Below are 15,278 nucleotides of genomic sequence, written 5' to 3'. Positions count from 1 at the left end.
GCCCCTGGTGAACGGAATCCCGCCAGCCCGCCGCCCGGAATCTCCAAGTCCCGTGTGATTGTGGGGTGTTGACCACAGCCGGGGCCCGGGCACCACGATAAGGTCCTGGACCGGTCCCGTCCCGGGCCTGCGGGGGCCGGGGGCTGCGGGGGCTTGCGGCCGCCAAGGACATCGGTCAAAAGGGTGCCGCTCCCGGTGGCAGATCCGTATCGTCTGCTCGCGCCGGAACCTTCTCGCCCCGGGAGCTCCTCAAGAGATCTCCCCCGGGCGCCCGCGCCGTCGATGGCAGTGCCAGAAGCTAGGGAGCAGTGGTGACACCCCTGATCGTACCCGTCATGATCACATTCGGGATATTTCTGCTCGCCATGGTGGCCGTGGGTATCTGGACGTATCAGGACACCGTGACGTTCTCCGACTTCGCACTGGGCGGACGCCGGCTGCGCGCACCGCTGGCGGCGCTGTCCGCGGGCGCCAGTGACATGTCCGGCTGGCTGTTCCTGGGACTGCCCGGCGCGGTGTACGCGGCCGGGATCGGCGCCTCATGGATCGCCGTCGGCCTGGCCATCGGCACCTATCTCAACTGGCTTCTGGTCGCGCCGCGGCTGCGTACGTACACCGAGCTGGCCGGCGACGCCAAGACGCTCTCGGCGTATCTGGAGGAGCGGTTCGAGGACGGCAGCAGAATGCTGCGCCTGGTCTCGGCGACCGTCACCGTCGTGTTCTTCACCGTCTACGTGGCGAGCGGACTCCTGGCCGGGGGCGTGCTGTTCGAGGGGATCTTCGGAGGCGGCTTCGAGTTCGCGCTCACCACCTTCGCCGTGGTGATCGTCGTCTACACCGTCCTGGGCGGCTTCCGCGCGGTGAGTGTGACGCACTCGATCCAGGCCACGGTGATGTTCTGCGCGGCCGTGGCGCTCCCGGCGATCGGCATCGGGATGCTCGGCGGGTTCGGCGCGCTGCACGGCGTACTCACGCGCAAGAGCCCGGCCCTGCTGGACATGGGGGCGGAGGCCGGCTTCGACGGCAGCCGGTGGACGTCCGGTGGGCCGCTCGGCGCGGTGGCAGTGATCTCCCTGCTCGCCTGGGGACTGGGCTACTTCGGCCAGCCCCACATCCTGGTCCGCTTCATGAGTATCCGCAGCACCCGCGAGATTCCCCGGGCCCGCCGGATCGGCGTGAGCTGGGTGGTCGTCTGCCTGGCGGGCGCCTCGCTCGTGGGGCTGGTGGGGATCGCCGCGCTCGACCAGACGCTGGACAACCCGGAGACCGTCTTCATCGCGCTCTGCGCCCAGTTGGTCAATCCCTGGGTCGCCGGCATTCTGCTGGTCGGCGTGCTGGCCGCAATCAAGTCCACCGCGGACAGCCAGCTGCTGGTCTCGGCGATGGCCCTCACCGAGGACTTCTACCGGGCGTTCGTCAAGCGGCAGGCCTCGGACGCGACCATGGTGCTGGCGGCCCGCGCGACGGTGGTAGCGGTCGCCCTGGTGGCCTATGTCATCGCACTCAGCGGCGGCGCCGTGCTGGACATCGTCGCGTACGCCTGGGCGGGCTTCGGCGCGGCCTTCGGCCCGGTGATTCTGCTGTCGCTCTACTGGCCCCGCATGACGCGAGCGGGGGCGATGGCCGGCATCGTGACGGGCGCGGCCACCGTCGTCCTGTGGAAGCACATCGATCCGCTCCTCGGTCCGCTGCAGTCCGGTATCTACGAGATGGTGCCGGGGGTCCTCGCGGCCACCGCGGCGGCGCTGGTCTTCGGCAAGTTCGTCGGCCGCCCGCCGCGCCGCACCTGGGCGGGCTCCATGGAGCGGGAGTACGCCAGGACGGTGCCGGTCGGCTGAGGTCAGGGTTCGCCTCCGGTGGATGACCGGAGCCGACCGGCCGATAATGAAGTGATAACCGTTTCGGCTCTCCGTCGACCGGGAGGCCGCGATGCACCTGTCCACGGCACACGGCCCGTTGCTGGTGACGGGCGTTGCTCTGGCACTGACCTGCGCTTTTGCGGGCTCCTGGGGATCGGGTTCGCGCGACGGCGTCCGGAGCGCCACGTCCGCTCCCGCTGTTCCGGTGGTCGCCTCGACCACCGTGTACGGGGACATCGTCGAGCAGATCGGGGGCGACAAGGTCAAGGTCGTCTCGCTCATCGGTGACCCGGCGCAGGACCCCCACTCGTACGAGGCCAGCACACAGAACCGGCTGGAGCTGTCCAAGGCGAAGGTCGTCGTCGAGAACGGCGGCGGCTACGACGACTTCATCGACACGATGCTGCACGGTGCACAGAACTCCTCACCTGCGGTCATCAACGCCGTGAAGGTCTCGGGGAAGGGTTCGGGGACGAGCGCGGAACGCAACGAGCACGTCTGGTACGACCTCCCGGCGATGGGGAAGCTGGCCGACCGGATCGCGGCGGCCCTGGCCAGGGCCGCCCCCGCGCATGCCGGCGCCTTCCGGGACCACGCAAAGGCGTTCAAGGGCGAGTTGGCGCTGCTGGAGAAGAAGGAACGGCAGATCAAGGCGGAGCACGGGGGCGCCGCCGTGGCGGTGACCGAGCCCGTTCCGCTGTACATGACCGAGGCCATGGGACTGCGGAACGAGACGCCCGCGGACTTCAGCCAGGCCGTCGAGGAGGGCGACGACGTCTCCGCGCGCAGCCTGCAGCGGACGCTCGCGCTGCTCACCGGCGAGCGGGTCAAGGCGCTGGTCCACAACACGCAGACCTCCGGCCCTCCGACGGAAAAGGTCAAGGCGGCGGCCGAGGACCACGGGATTCCGGTGGTTCCGGTGACCGAGACCCTTCCGCGGGGCGAGGACTACATCGGCTGGATGACCGCCAACATCGCTGCGGTCAAGAGCGCATTGGACAGGTGATGGAACGCACGGAGGCCGTCTCCCCGCTCTTCCCGGCGGACCGGGCCACCGGGACCGGTGCCGGTCCCGGTGCGCCGGTGATCAGCCTGCGGGACGCGGCGCTGGCCTACGGCGACCGGGTGCTGTGGCGTGGCCTGCACCTCGATGTCCGGCCCGGCGAATTCCTCGCCGTGCTGGGCCCGAACGGATCGGGCAAGACCAGTCTGCTGCGGGTGCTCCTGGGGCGGCAGCAGCTGTCCGGCGGCTCGCTCACCGTCTTCGGGCGGCCTCCGCGCAGCGGCAGCCGGCAGATCGGCTATGTCCCGCAGCAGACGTGCCAGCCCACCCACGCGCTGCTGCGCGCCCGCGACCTGGTGCGCCTCGGTCTGGACGGGCACCGCTGGGGGCTGCCGCTCGCCCGCCGCGCGATCCGCCACCGGGTGGACGACCTGCTGGAGTCGGTCGGTGCGACACCGTACGCGGACGTTCCGGTCGGACGGCTCTCCGGCGGCGAGCAGCAGCGCGTCCGCATCGCGCAGGCGCTCGCCACCGACCCGCGGATCCTGCTCTGCGACGAGCCTCTGCTCTCCCTCGATCTGCAGCACCAGCGCACCCTCACCGGTCTGGTGGCGGAGCGGCGTCGCGCCGCCGGTACCGCCGTCGTCTTCGTGACGCATGAGATCAACCCCGTCCTGGGCCTGGTGGACCGGGTGCTGTATCTGGCCCGGGGCGGCTACCGGATCGGGCCGCCGGACGAGGTGATGACCTCCGCGACCCTGTCGGAGCTGTACGGCACACAGGTCGACGTCGTCCGGGTCCGAGGCCGGATCGTGGTGGTCGGGGCGCCCGATGCCGGCACCGGCCACACCCACGCCGACGGGGCGGACGAGGGAGAGAGCCAGTGAGCGGACTCGGGCTCGGGCTGCTCGCCGACGGCGGGGAGGACACCGGCATCTGGCATCAGATCTTCAACTTCGACAACTACGGCGAGCTGCTCGGGCTGGTCCAGAACTCGCTGTACGCCGGGGTGCTGCTCGGCCTGGTCGGCGGGCTGACCGGGGTGTTCGTGATCATGCGGGATCTGCCGTTCGCGGTGCACGGCATCAGTGAACTCTCGTTCGCCGGGGCCTCGGCCGCGCTGTTGCTCGGGGTGAACATCGTCGCCGGGTCCATCGCCGGATCCCTGATCGCGGCCACGGCCATCGGCGTCCTGGGGGTCCGCGCCCGCGACCGCAACTCGGTGATCGGCATCATCATGCCGTTCGGCCTCGGTCTCGGCGTGCTGTTCCTGTCCCTCTACAAGGGCCGGGCGGCGAACAAGTTCGGCATCCTGACCGGCCAGATCGTCGCCGTCGGCACTCCGCAGATGGCCTGGCTCCTCGGTACGTCGGCGGTGGTGCTCCTCGCTCTCGCGCTCGTCTGGAAGCCGCTGACGTTCGCCGGCGCCGACCCCGAGGTGGCCGAGGCGCGGGGCGTGCCGGTGCGGGCGCTGTCCGTGGCGTTCATGCTGGTCCTCGGCCTCGCGGTGGCCCTGTGCGTGCAGATCGTCGGAGCGTTGCTGGTGCTCGCGCTCCTGGTCACCCCGGCGGCCGCCGCCGCGCGTGTCACGGTGTCCCCGGTGCTGCTGCCGGTGCTGAGTGTCGTCTTCGCGCTGTGCGCGATGGAGGGCGGCATCCTGCTCGCGGTCGGCAGCACCGTCCCCATCAGCCCGTATGTCACGACCCTCGCGTTCGTGATCTACCTCGGGTGCCGGCTGGTGGAGGCACGGCGTACCCATCGGGTGCGGCACACCGAACTCGACTCGCCCCGGGCCCCCGTCCAGACGCACACTTGAAGGAGCCGGTACAGACGGAAGGAGTCCTTATGCACCCCGTCGCACTTGCCGGTGGCGCAGCCGGATGGCTGGCTCACCATGCGGTCTCCGGAGTGGTGGGGGCCCTGATCGTCAGAGGCGCCGCCAAGCGGCTCCCGCAGGCAAAGCCCGCCGCCCGCAAGGCAGTTGTGGGAGGCCTGGCCGGCGGAATCGTCGCCGGCCGCTGGCTGGCCTCGGCCGCGGAGGAAGCCCGGCTGAAGGCCGGTGATGTCCTCGCCGAGGCCCGTACGTCACTGGGTGAAGAGGTCCCGCCGCCCTCGGCGGTGGCCACCGAGAGCGGCGAGCACGACCACGGGCATGAGCACTGACCATGTCCGAGGTGGTCGTACGCTCCGTGGCCGCGGGCCGGGCCCGGCTGACCGTTCCCTGGGTGCGGGCGCGCCCCGGCAGCGCCGGACTGGTCGATGAGCGGCTGACGGGCATCCGGGGCTTCCGGGCGCTGCGGATCTTCCCGCGCACCGGCAGCGTGGTGATCTGGATGGCGCCGGATCTCCTGGACGTCGACCGCCTCGTCGCCGCGCTCGACGAGGCCCCGCCCGCCGCCGCCCCCGCCAAGCCCACCCGCTCCGTACCCGACTCCTCCACCGGCGAACTGGCCCGGCTGGTCGTCGGCGGCGCCGTCCTCGTCCTCGTGGCCCTGCGTCGGCTGCTGCGCCGCCCCCGCATCACCGCCGGCTCGTCCGGCCTCCTCGGCGCGATCACTCTCTTCACCGGTCTGCCCTTCTTCCGGGGCGCTCTGCGCTCGCTGCGCGGCCGAAGCCATCCCGGGACCGACACCCTGGTCACGGCGGCGACCGTCATCTCGCTCGTCCTGCGCGAGAACGTCGTCGCCCTCACCGTCCTCTGGCTCCTCAACATCGGTGAATTCCTGCAGACCCTGACCCTCCGTCGCACCCGGCGCGCCATCGAGGAGCTGCTCACCATCGGTGAGGAACGCGTCTGGCTCGTACGGGACGACGGCGCGGACGGCGCGGGGCGCGTCGAGACCGAGGTGGCGCTCGAAGAGGTCGCACCGGGCGATGTGGTCGCCGTGTACGAACACCACCGCATCCCGGTCGACGGGCAGGTCGTCACCGGTGAGGCCCTGGTCGACCAGGCCGCCATCACCGGCGAGGCGCTGCCCGTCTACGCCCACGCCGGGGCCGGGGTCTACGCCGGAACCATCGTCACGTCCGGCTCGCTGACCGTCCGTGCCACCTCCGTCGGTGCGGACACCACCGTCGGCCGGATCATCAGCCGGGTCGAGGAGGCGCAGTCCGACCGGGCACCGATCCAGACCGTCGCCACCCGCTTCACCCAGCGCTTCGTGCCCGTCTCCTTCGGGCTGGCCGCCCTGACCTACGCCGTCACCCGCGACGCCCGCCGCGCCATGACGATGCTGCTGATCGCCTGCCCGTGCGCGGCCGGACTGGCCACGCCCACCGCCATCAGCGCCGCCATCGGCAACGGCGCCCGCCGCGGCACCCTCATCAAGGGCGGTACCCACCTGGAGGGCATCGGCCGGGTCAGCGCCGTCGTCTTCGACAAGACCGGCACCCTCACCTTCGGGCGGCCGCTGGTGACCAGCGTGGTGACCCTCAGCGCCCACTTCACCGCCAACCAGGTCCTCAGCCTGGCCGCCTCCGGCGAACTGCACGCCCGGCACCCGCTCGCCCAGGCCATCGTCGCCCATACCGAGGAACAGCATCTGCACGCACCCATCCACCAGGCCTGCGAGGTCGTCCTGGGCATGGGCATGCGCGCCGAACTCGACGGCACCCGGCTGCTGGTGGGCAGCCCCGCCCTGCTGCGCCAACACGGCGTCGAGCTGACGGCGGAAGCCCAGGCCTGGACCGAGCGGCTGCGCACCGGCGGCGAGACCGTCATCTGCATCGCCCACGACGACGAACTGATCGGCCTGCTGGGCGTCTCCGACGCCGTACGTTCCGGAGCCGGCAGCGTCATCCAGCAGCTGACCGACCTCGGGGTCTCCCGTCTGATACTGCTCACCGGTGACGCCCCCGAGACCGCGCAGGCCGTCGCCGACACCCTCGGCATCACCGAAGTGCACGCGCACGCACTGCCCGAGGGCAAACTCCAGCTGATCCGCGACCTGCAGGCCGAGGGCCACACGGTCGCCATGGTCGGCGACGGCACCAACGACGCCCCCGCCCTGGCACTCGCCGACGTAGGCATCTCCATGGGCGCGCACTCCTCCCATGTGGCCCTGGAGACCGCCGATATCGCGCTGCCCGGCGACGACCTGCGGCAGGTCCCCGCCGTCGTCGAACTCAGCCGCCACACCCTGCGCCTCGTCCGCCAGAACTACGGCCTCGCCATCGGCGTCAATCTCCTGGGCCTGGTCGCCGGCGCCGGCGGCTCCATCAACCCGGTCCTCGCCGCCCTGCTGCACAACACCAGCAGCATCGCCGTCGTCGCCAACTCGGCCCGGCTGGTCAACCACACCCCGCATCTGCCGCAGACCGCCGATGACGTGCTGAGGGCCGCCCCGCTGGAGGACCGCCGGGTGCGCTGACTACCGCCTGTGGCAGGTCGTCGTGTCACTGCGTGTCAAACACTTCACCACTTGTAAGTGAACAGTCCGAATGGCGGGCATTCACGCGTGCGCGCAAGGCGTCCCCGCACACTCTTCAGGCTCACCAACGTCTCAAGCAATGAACAGGCACGACCATGAGTCGGACAATCACCCGGTCACCCCAGGACTCCCCGGAGGCCGGGAAGAACTCCGAGCCCGTGTTGTCGCACGGCCTCAAGCAGCGCCATCTGTCGATGATCGCGCTCGGCGGGGTCATCGGCGCGGGGCTCTTCGTAGGCTCCGGAGTGGGCATCGCCGCGGCCGGACCGGCCATCGTCCTCCTCTTCATGGGTACCGGCGCGCTGGTCATGCTGATCATGCGGATGCTCGGCGAGATGTCCGCGGCCCGGCCGTCCACCGGCTCGTTCTCGGTGCATGCCGAGGAGGAAATCGGCTCCTGGGCTGGTACCACCTCGGGCTGGATGTACTGGCTGATGCTCTGCGCCGGCGTGGCCGCCGAGGCGACCGCGGCGGGCACGATCATGCACTCCTGGGTGTCGTTCATCCCCGCCTACGGCTGGGTGGCGATCTTCATGGTGTTCTTCTGCGCCAGCAATCTGACCGCGGTCAAGAACTTCGGCGAGTTCGAGTTCTGGTTCTCCGCGGTCAAGGTCGCCGCGATCGTCGCGTTCCTGGTGCTGGGCGTGCTCGGCATTCTCGGGGTGTTCGGCAGCGCGCCCGGCACGAGCCATCTCACCGGCCACGGCGGCTTCTTCCCGACCGGCGTCGCCGGACTCGCCGCGGGGCTGCTGACCACGATTTCCGGGTTCGCCGGTCTGGAGACCGTCACCATTGCGGCTGCGGAGTCCGACCATCCGAGCCGGAACGTGGCCCGTGCCGTCCGCACCGCCGTCTGGCGCATCGCCCTCTTCTACATCGGCTCCATGGCCGTGGTCGTCACTCTGGTGCCGTGGAACAACCCGAAGGTCGCCACGGACGGTCCGTACGTCACCGTGCTCGACCAGCTCGGCATCCCGGCAGCCGGCACGATCATGCAGATCGTGGTGCTGGTGGCCCTGCTCTCCGCGATGAACGCCAACATCTACGGCTCGTCGCGCATGGCGTACTCCCTCGTCACCCGGGGCCAGGGCCCGCGCTTCCTGGGCAAGGTCACCAGGGGCGTGCCGGCGGCGGCGGTGCTGGCGTCCTGTGTGTTCGGCTTCGCGGCCGTGATCGCCGGCATCGTCTGGCCGACCACCGTGTTCGCCTGGCTGCTGAACATCGCCGGCTGCGCGGTACTGGTCGTCTGGTCCATCGTCTGCCTCACCCAGCTGAAGATGCGCCGCCGGCTGGAGCGCGAGGCACCCGAACTGCTCTCGGTGCGGATGTGGGGCTTCCCCTATCTGACCTGGCTCACGTTCGCCGCCATCCTCGGCATCTTCGCCGTCATGGCCGCCGGCGCGGACGGCCGTCATCAACTCATGGGCACGGCCGCCGTGGTGGCGGTGCTGGCCGGCGCGGGTCATCTCAAGCAGCGCCGCGACCGGCGGACCGCCGACAGCGCCTGAGCGCGGCACATCGGGCGGGGCGACCGGGACGATCAGTCGCCGTTGCCCCGCCAGATGTTGTCGAAGGCCGCTTTCTCGATGGTGCGGCGCTGCCGTTCGGCTTCCAGCTCCGTGACGGCGTCGTGGACGGCGGCGAGCACGGTGGACACCGCGTCGTCGGCCACGTCCGGCTCGTCCCCGGTTTGTGAGCCGTCGATCCCGGCGGCGGACGCGAGGGCGGTGAGGACGGTCTCCTGCGAGGTCCAGCGGTCCTCGGCCTGCCGGCGGGCGGGCGAATCCGCCAGCACCGTCCGCCCGGCCCCGAAGGGCCGCCAGCGGTGGTGTTGCCGCGTGAGCTCCCCGTCGTCCTCAAGAGCGGCCAGATAGGCCGCCGCCAGGCCGTGACCTCTGCGCCACAGCCAGTCGTCGACCGATTCGTACGGCATCTGCTGGACGAGCGACGCCGCGGCTTGGTCCAACAGGCGGTCCGGGATCGCCGGCCGGTAACCCGGGACGATCTGATCGCCGTCCAGTCGGACGGCCTGAGCGCCGAGAAGGTCGATCAGTTCGGCTCCGGCGAGCGCGAGTGACAGGTCGCCCCGCTCCAGAGGGCGACTGGACTCGCTATCCATGGCAACGATCAACAGGTCCCGCGGTGTGGTCATGGAGGGCTCCCTGTCAGGGGCATCAGCGGCGATGGGCCGCTGAGCGGCGGCACCCCGTCCGACGCCGAGCGGCACGGCACCAGCCGGCTTCGGCCGGGCCGGCGCCCTCGGGGAGGCCGGTGGTGCTCTCGACCAGGAACTCGCGCACGCGCCTCCCTCCGGCGGGGCTCCCGGGCCACCGGACCGGAACGCCACTCGCAGCGCCGGGAGCGGCTCTGCGTTCCGGGACAGCACCCGCTCCGATGGCCGGGTATCGGTCTCCGGTCCCATGGTCGCGCTTCAGGCGGCTGATCGCCTGCCGGCCAACCCAGCAGCCCGCTGTTCCCGGGAAAGCCGCCTCGACCATGCCGTCCTGCGCTCGGTGCCGGCGCATCAACGGCTCCAGGTTCCGGGTCTGTCCGGACGTGTCCGAAATCCCGTGATGAATGAGCAAAGCGACTGCTAATCTCGTCAGTTCATCTACTTCGAGGACTGTGCATGACCGTGCCCACTCCGCCCGACGGCCAGAAGTCCGGTGACCGGACACCGGACGACCACAACCCGTGGAGCCCGCCGCCGCCCGGACCGCCCGCTGCCCGCTGGGCGCCGTACCCGATGGCCCCCATACCGGCGCCGCAGTCCCGCAACGGCATGGGCATCACGGCCCTGGTACTCGGCATCGTCGGCGTCGTCCTCGGCCTGCTCATCATCTTGTTCTGGCTGTCCTGGCTGCCGGCCCTGCTGGCCGTGATCTTCGGCTCCGTCGGCCTGAGCCAGGCCCGCACGGGCCGGGCGACGAACAAGGGCATGGCACTGGCCGGTGTGGTCCTGGGTGGGGTCGGCCTGCTGACCGCGCTCGGCGGCGGAATCCTCACCGTCACCGCGGTGAAGAAGGTCGCCGACGGCGCGCGTGCCAAGGTCAAGGAGGTGAAGGCCTCCGCGTCGGCGTCGGAAAAGGCCCGGCACCTGTCATTCGGCGAGTCATACACGTTCGAGAACGGGCTGAAGGTCACGGTCACCAAGCCGGAACCGTTCACCCCGGACGACTACGTCCTTGGTCACGCCAAGGGCAACAAGGCCATCCAGGTAACGGTCAAGGTGGTCAACACCGGCACCGAGCGGGTCAAGGTGGACACTGGGCTGCCCGAAGTCAGCGACGCCGACGGAGCGTCGACGGAGCTGGTGATCGACGGAAGCGGGCGGCAGAAGGTCGTCACCGGCTACGTCCTCCCCGGCAAGGAAGCCGTCGGGAAGTACGCCTTCTCGCTGCCGCCCGATGCCGCCGACCGGATCGAGGTCGAGTTCAGCCCCGACGCAATGCAGTGGAACGACGCCTACTGGAGCGGCCCCACCCACTGAAGGGGAGCCGCCCATCGGCCAGGGTGCCGCCCGGACCGGACCGATGGCCGGGTCGGGGGTCGGCCGAGGACGCCGCAGCGGAGGTCAGTTGCCGGACAGCTTCTCCTGCAGCCAGTCGAAGACGACCTCGCAGTGCTGCTGAGGGGCCATCGGGGAGCAGTGCAGCTGCGCACCGGTGGCCGCGGTCAGTTTCACGTAGTCCTTGGGAGCCGTCAGTTTGTCGAACAGCTGGCGCGGCTGTCCCGGATAGAACTGCTCGAAGTCGTAGTCGAGCACCAGCGTCGGCATCTTGATGCGGCCCACGACGTCCGTGATGTCCAGTGACTTGATGAGGGTGGCGGGGGTGTAGAAGTCGGTGAACATCTTGCCCTCGCGGGCCGCGAGCATCGCCGGCACCGAGAAGGGCTCGATGCGCTTCTTCATTGTCGCGGCGGCGGACGGCGACAGCTCCGGGACGACCTCCTTGTTCCAGAGGGTGTTGGTCTTCTCCTTGTCCGGGGTGAGGATCTCCCGGATCTCCGGAGGGAATCCCAGCCAGGGCGAGAGCACACCGGGCATCGCGACCAGAGCGGCGATCCGGTGCTCGAAGGCGGCCGCCCGGGGGGCCAGATCCCCGGCCATGCTCAGTCCGGTCAGGGCGATCTTGCCGGTGTCGACGTCCCGGCGGGCGGACAGCCAGTCGACGAGCGGGGTGACGACCGTCTCCCAGCGTGGCGTGAAGATCACTTGGTCGACGAAGAGCAACTGGCCCTGGCCCGGCCCGTCGTAGACCAGGGCGTTCCAGCCGCGCTGCAGAGCAGCCTGGACGCCGTAGGTCCACATGTCGACGTTCTGCCCGTCGCTGCCGTTCGTGAGGATCACGGTGGGGCGCCGCTCACCGGAGGCGTCCGGCCGGAAGAACCACACGGGCAGCGGGGTCTTCCCGTACGGGATGCGCGCCGTCACCGGAACCGGGTCGCAGCGCTCGCAGAACGCGTCCCAGGAGCTGCGACCCGCCTTGTACAGCTCCTCCTCGCTGCCGGGGGTGTCGGAGCCGAGGACGAAGAACAGTGCCTGTGCGTAGTACTGCGCGGCCCGCAGTGCACGGAAGCGTGTGGTCTCCGTCCCGGGCTTGCCGCTGCCGGGCGGGTTTCTCAACTGGTCGCCGAGTTTCTTGAAGGTCTCGGTGTACGTCTGCGCGGAGAGGCCCGCCCTGTTGATCGTGTTCACGGCGGTGAGGACCTCGCCCACCTCAGCGGCGCCGTAACCGGATCCGCCGAGCGCGAAGAGCCCGTTGAAGTTGAAGCCGGGGTCCTTGAAGAGCGTCATCACGCCGGGCGTGGGGTCGCTCGCCGAGGCGTAGGCCCGGGCCGTGCGACGCGCAGTGGGCGGCGTCGCGGGCGATGCGCTGCACCCGGCGGCCAGGAGGGCCCCGGCCCCACCGACGAGCCCGGTCAACGTGGTGCGGCGGGTGGGGCCGGAAGCGCGATCAGCCGATACGTACGTCATGCCGCCCGAACGTACGAGCCGCGCCCCCCGGGCCCCCTCTGCGACACCCGGCCGTCCCCCGAACGCCACGCCCCGCGGCTCACCCAGCGCCGGCCGGCCGCCCGCATGCCTGATCACCTGCGGCTGCTGCCCGATAGCCCTCCCGCTCCGGGACGGTGGCGGGCGCCTCCCCCCGGGCACCGTGAGGGCGACCAGCTCTTCGAAGGTGGTGCGGAACATGGCCACGACGAGCAGTGGTGTGCGTCGGCCTCGAAGACGAGGCTGTTGGCGATGGCGCTGACCGGGCAGGCCAGTTGCTCGGCGGCGGCCCCTGGTCGGCATCCTGATCCGGTATCGCGGGCCGGCGGGCCGTGCGCGCCACGGACAGTGCATCGTCATCGCCCAGACCGGCCGACAGGCCGTCACCACCGCCGGCGGATCGATCTGCCGGATTCTCCTGGCCGGCCATCCTGATACACCGTCAGGAATGCCCGGCAAAGGGTCAGGAGGAGTACCAGAAGTACGCCGTCAGAAGTGACCGGGGATGGATGATCGAGCCCGCATCCCGACGTGAGTCGGGGGTGGCCTCTTGACCTGGGAAGACACAGGCCAAGAGGCCACCCCCGGCCTCATCGTCACCCGATTCGGGCGATCCCCCGCGTCGCCCGAATCGGGCAGCTTGACCGGATCCGTTCCAGGGGCGGCGATCCGGAGTCATACTGAGTGTGTTGGCCCCCAGCCAGTCAACGCAGGAGTTACAGGATGTCCCCCCGCAGCGCATCGGTCAATGAAGAATTGCGGCGGCGCTCCCGCGAGCGGCTGCTGCAGGCGACGGTCGAGCTGGTGGGCGAGCACGGCTATGAGGCGACGACACTCGCGGGTATCGCCCGTCGGGCCGGGGTCGCGCGGGGGCTCGTCTCGTACTACTTCCCCGGGAAGCGGCAGTTGCTCCAGTCGGCCGTGCACCGGCTGATGCATCGCACGCTGCAGGCGGCGCTGGAGCGTGCGCCACGGCCGAGCGGACCGGACGCGGGGCGGGAGCTGATGACGCGGGCCATCGACGCGATCCTGGGGCTGGCGCATGATCACCCGTTGCTGATGCGGACGCATATGGCAGGGATTCTGACAGCTGAGGGGTTCATCCAGTGCCCCGAACAGCAACGGCTGGCCCAGTTGCTGCGGGAGACGATCGTGGCGTACGGATCGCCCGATCCCGATGCCGACTATCCACTGCTACGGGCGCTGTTGATGGGGTCGGTGGTGGCAATGCTGCTGCCGGGAGCGGCCCTGCCGCAGGCGCGGCTGCGCGCCGAACTGCTCCAGCGGTACGGACTGGACTCGAAGGGGAGTTGAGGGTCCCGCCGGGCGAAGGGGTGCCCGGCGGGACGCGGACATCAGGACCGCTGCGGGGCGGTCAGCGGTAGAGCGGTAGCCGGGCCGGGTCCGGACGTCGAGCGCCCGAACTCGCGCAGCGGAGCGCCGAGTTCGGGCGGATGCGGCGGATGCGGCGGATGCGGCGGATGCGGCGGATGCGGCGGATGCGGCGGATACGGCGGATACCGGCGAAGCCAGCGAAGCCGGCGCCCTGAGGGCGCGCCACCAGGGCCTGCCTCCCCGGCCCCCGTGGGCCCGCGGTCCGGCACCCGGTACCACAGGCCGGCCCACGGAGAGCGGGGAGACAGGCCCTAACGCTTGTTGTGCCGCGGTGTCAGGAGGCCCTCGTCGCGGGCCCCGGCGATCAGCCGCAGTGATCTTCGGCGGTTACGGCCGGTGGCGAGCATGACGGCCAGTACCGGATCGCGCCCTTCCCGCTGCGCCTGGCGGTACGCGTCCGCGGCGATCTTGCGGCGCTCACCGACCCGCGTCCGGGCGAGGACGGCGGAGCGGGCGCGCTCGGCCCGTCCGGCGGCGGCGGGCGGGGCTGACGGCGCCGCGGCGTCGGAGGGCGGCGGCGCGTCGGAGGGCGGCGACGACGCGGCGGGTGGGGACGGCGCGGCGGGGACGGTGCGCCCAGAGGTCAGCTCGGAGGCCTGCCCGGAGGCCTCCGGGCAGGTCGGCTCACAGGTCGGCTCAGCAGGAGAGTCGGCGGGCGCGGCGGCAGGTGGGTCGGCGGGGTGGCCGATACCGGCCCCCGTTGTCGTCCGGTGCAGTACGCCCTCGCCATGGGCGAGGCCCGTCGCGCCCGTCGGCCCCGCTCCCGGCACCGCCTCCGCCGCCGCGCCTGTCGGATGCCTCGCGCCGCCCTCCCCCGTCGGATGCGTCGCGCCGCCCTCCCCCGTCGGATGCGTCGCGCCCTCCCCCGTCGGATGCGTCGCGCCCTCCCCCGTCGGATGCGTCGCGCGCTCCGACGTCGCTGCCGCCGCCGCTGCCGCTGCCCCCGCTCCGGCGGCCGTCGGTTCCGATGCCGGCTCGCGCCCCGGAACCGGTCCGGCCTCGGGCCGGGTGTGCCGGGCAGGCCCGTTCGGCGACTCCGACCGCGGGCCCCGCACCGGATCGGATGCCGCACCGCGCACCGGATCGGGTGCCGTGCCGCGTACCGGAGCCGGCCGCGCCCCGGCCTGCGGTCCCCCGGCCCGTTCCGGGGCAGCGTCCGCCGGACCGGGCTGCCGGGGTGTGGGCCGGGCCTTCCGCGGCCGACCGGTGGCCGACCGGAAGGCATCGTCCAGGGGGCCCTCGATCCAGCGGGCGAGATCGGCGAGGCCGTCGAGCGTCAGCGGCGGATCGGCCCGTACGTCCTCGACGGTGATGTGGTCGTCGGAGACCGTCACGAGGACATCGACCCGGGCGCCGTCGGCAAAGGTCAGCCGGGCGCTGCACCAGGGCCCCAGCGGGTCGAGCCGGGGCAGCGGGCATCCGGGACCGTGGGAGCCGGCCGGTTCGTCCGGGGTGGCGGGGTCGAGGGCGGGCGCGGCGGAGCCGTGCGCCTGCAGCTCCCACGTGGGCCACTCCAAGGGCGCGCCCTGGGCTTCATATCGGTGATTAACGGTATAAAAGTCACTTTCCGACACATTGAAAACCTAGCCCCCAGC

At 71.2% G+C, this 15,278-nt stretch carries 12 protein-coding genes and 2 pseudogenes; 9 read left to right on the top strand and 5 right to left on the bottom strand.

The window, feature by feature from the left end; genetic code table 11:
- The first annotated feature begins 335 nt into the window (after positions 1-335).
- The 7 genes from putP (at position 336) to AB0C46_RS05700 (ending at position 8,800) form a co-directional block, all read left to right on the top strand.
- On the top strand, positions 336-1,838 hold the full coding sequence (gene putP / locus AB0C46_RS05730) for a sodium/proline symporter PutP (RefSeq protein WP_362825954.1): 1,503 nt from the start codon (positions 336-338) through the stop codon (positions 1,836-1,838).
- Positions 1,839-1,929: 91 nt separating this feature from the next.
- On the top strand, positions 1,930-2,865 hold the full coding sequence (locus AB0C46_RS05725) for a zinc ABC transporter substrate-binding protein (protein WP_362825952.1): 936 nt from the start codon (positions 1,930-1,932) through the stop codon (positions 2,863-2,865).
- Positions 2,865-3,749, top strand: coding sequence for an ATP-binding cassette domain-containing protein (locus tag AB0C46_RS05720; protein WP_362825951.1), 885 nt, complete (start codon positions 2,865-2,867; stop codon positions 3,747-3,749). The genes AB0C46_RS05725 and AB0C46_RS05720 overlap by 1 nt, the downstream gene beginning before the upstream one ends.
- Positions 3,746-4,678 carry a metal ABC transporter permease gene (locus AB0C46_RS05715; RefSeq protein ID WP_362825949.1) on the top strand — a complete coding sequence of 311 codons (933 nt, stop codon included), beginning with the start codon at positions 3,746-3,748 and terminating at the stop codon, positions 4,676-4,678. Before AB0C46_RS05720 ends, AB0C46_RS05715 begins: the two co-directional genes overlap by 4 nt.
- A 29-nt stretch (positions 4,679-4,707) precedes the next feature.
- Positions 4,708-5,025, top strand: coding sequence for a DUF1490 family protein (locus AB0C46_RS05710; RefSeq protein WP_362825947.1), 318 nt, complete (start codon positions 4,708-4,710; stop codon positions 5,023-5,025).
- Between the two features lie 2 nt (positions 5,026-5,027).
- The gene (locus tag AB0C46_RS05705; RefSeq protein ID WP_362825946.1) at positions 5,028-7,232 is read left to right on the top strand and encodes a cation-translocating P-type ATPase; all 2,205 of its coding nucleotides are present in this window, start codon (positions 5,028-5,030) and stop codon (positions 7,230-7,232) included.
- Between the two features lie 155 nt (positions 7,233-7,387).
- Positions 7,388-8,800: an amino acid permease gene (locus AB0C46_RS05700; protein WP_362825945.1), complete on the top strand. Its 1,413-nt coding sequence runs from the start codon at positions 7,388-7,390 to the stop codon at positions 8,798-8,800.
- A gap of 32 nt (positions 8,801-8,832) precedes the next feature.
- Here AB0C46_RS05700 and AB0C46_RS05695 read toward each other — a convergent pair whose 3' ends face one another.
- Complete coding sequence (locus tag AB0C46_RS05695; protein ID WP_362825943.1) at positions 8,833-9,444, bottom strand: GPP34 family phosphoprotein; 612 nt, start codon at positions 9,442-9,444, stop codon at positions 8,833-8,835.
- Between the two features lie 477 nt (positions 9,445-9,921).
- Here AB0C46_RS05695 and AB0C46_RS05690 point away from each other — a divergent pair, with 477 nt between their 5' ends.
- A complete protein-coding gene (locus AB0C46_RS05690) occupies positions 9,922-10,782 on the top strand; it encodes a DUF4190 domain-containing protein (protein ID WP_362825941.1) in 861 nt (286 codons plus the stop codon).
- An 84-nt stretch (positions 10,783-10,866) separates the two neighbouring features.
- On the opposite strand, the gene AB0C46_RS05685 is transcribed toward AB0C46_RS05690, so the two are convergent.
- Entirely contained in the window at positions 10,867-12,270 is a 1,404-nt protein-coding gene (locus tag AB0C46_RS05685) for an alpha/beta hydrolase (protein WP_362825939.1), read from the bottom strand.
- A 741-nt stretch (positions 12,271-13,011) separates the two neighbouring features.
- On the opposite strand from AB0C46_RS05685, the pseudogene AB0C46_RS05680 reads away from it, so the two are divergent.
- Positions 13,012-13,673: pseudogene (locus AB0C46_RS05680) on the top strand (helix-turn-helix domain-containing protein).
- Here the strand turns inward: AB0C46_RS05680 and AB0C46_RS05675 are convergent.
- The 3 genes and pseudogenes from AB0C46_RS05675 to AB0C46_RS05665 form a co-directional block, all read right to left on the bottom strand.
- Positions 13,664-13,849, bottom strand: a complete 186-nt coding sequence (locus tag AB0C46_RS05675) for a hypothetical protein (protein WP_362825937.1) — start codon at positions 13,847-13,849, stop codon at positions 13,664-13,666. The pseudogene AB0C46_RS05680 and the gene AB0C46_RS05675 overlap by 10 nt on opposite strands.
- Positions 13,850-13,934: 85 nt before the next feature.
- A complete protein-coding gene (locus AB0C46_RS05670; protein ID WP_362826426.1) occupies positions 13,935-14,453 on the bottom strand; it encodes a DUF6214 family protein in 519 nt (172 codons plus the stop codon).
- A 363-nt stretch (positions 14,454-14,816) separates the two neighbouring features.
- Positions 14,817-15,257 (bottom strand): annotated as a pseudogene (locus AB0C46_RS05665) (DUF6214 family protein); the annotation flags it as partial.
- Between the last annotated feature and the right edge of the window lie 21 nt (positions 15,258-15,278).

The organism is Streptomyces sp. NPDC048637 (assembly GCF_040650675.1).
Taxonomy (GTDB): domain Bacteria; phylum Actinomycetota; class Actinomycetes; order Streptomycetales; family Streptomycetaceae; genus Streptomyces.
Note: the sequence above shows the minus strand (reverse complement) of the source record. Positions and strands in the feature narration are given on the sequence as shown.

What these genes read in the sequence shown, in the direction of transcription:
- putP (WP_362825954.1), top strand. Translation starts at nt 336, where the DNA reads ATGATCACATTCGGGATATTTCTGCTCGCCATGGTGGCCGTGGGTATC.
- AB0C46_RS05725 (WP_362825952.1), top strand. Translation starts at nt 1,930, where the DNA reads ATGCACCTGTCCACGGCACACGGCCCGTTGCTGGTGACGGGCGTTGCT.
- AB0C46_RS05720 (WP_362825951.1), top strand. Translation starts at nt 2,865, where the DNA reads ATGGAACGCACGGAGGCCGTCTCCCCGCTCTTCCCGGCGGACCGGGCC.
- AB0C46_RS05710 (WP_362825947.1), top strand. Translation starts at nt 4,708, where the DNA reads ATGCACCCCGTCGCACTTGCCGGTGGCGCAGCCGGATGGCTGGCTCAC.
- AB0C46_RS05705 (WP_362825946.1), top strand. Translation starts at nt 5,028, where the DNA reads ATGTCCGAGGTGGTCGTACGCTCCGTGGCCGCGGGCCGGGCCCGGCTG.
- AB0C46_RS05700 (WP_362825945.1), top strand. Translation starts at nt 7,388, where the DNA reads ATGAGTCGGACAATCACCCGGTCACCCCAGGACTCCCCGGAGGCCGGG.
- AB0C46_RS05695 (WP_362825943.1), bottom strand. Translation starts at nt 9,444, where the DNA reads ATGACCACACCGCGGGACCTGTTGATCGTTGCCATGGATAGCGAGTCC.
- AB0C46_RS05690 (WP_362825941.1), top strand. Translation starts at nt 9,922, where the DNA reads ATGACCGTGCCCACTCCGCCCGACGGCCAGAAGTCCGGTGACCGGACA.
- AB0C46_RS05685 (WP_362825939.1), bottom strand. Translation starts at nt 12,270, where the DNA reads ATGACGTACGTATCGGCTGATCGCGCTTCCGGCCCCACCCGCCGCACC.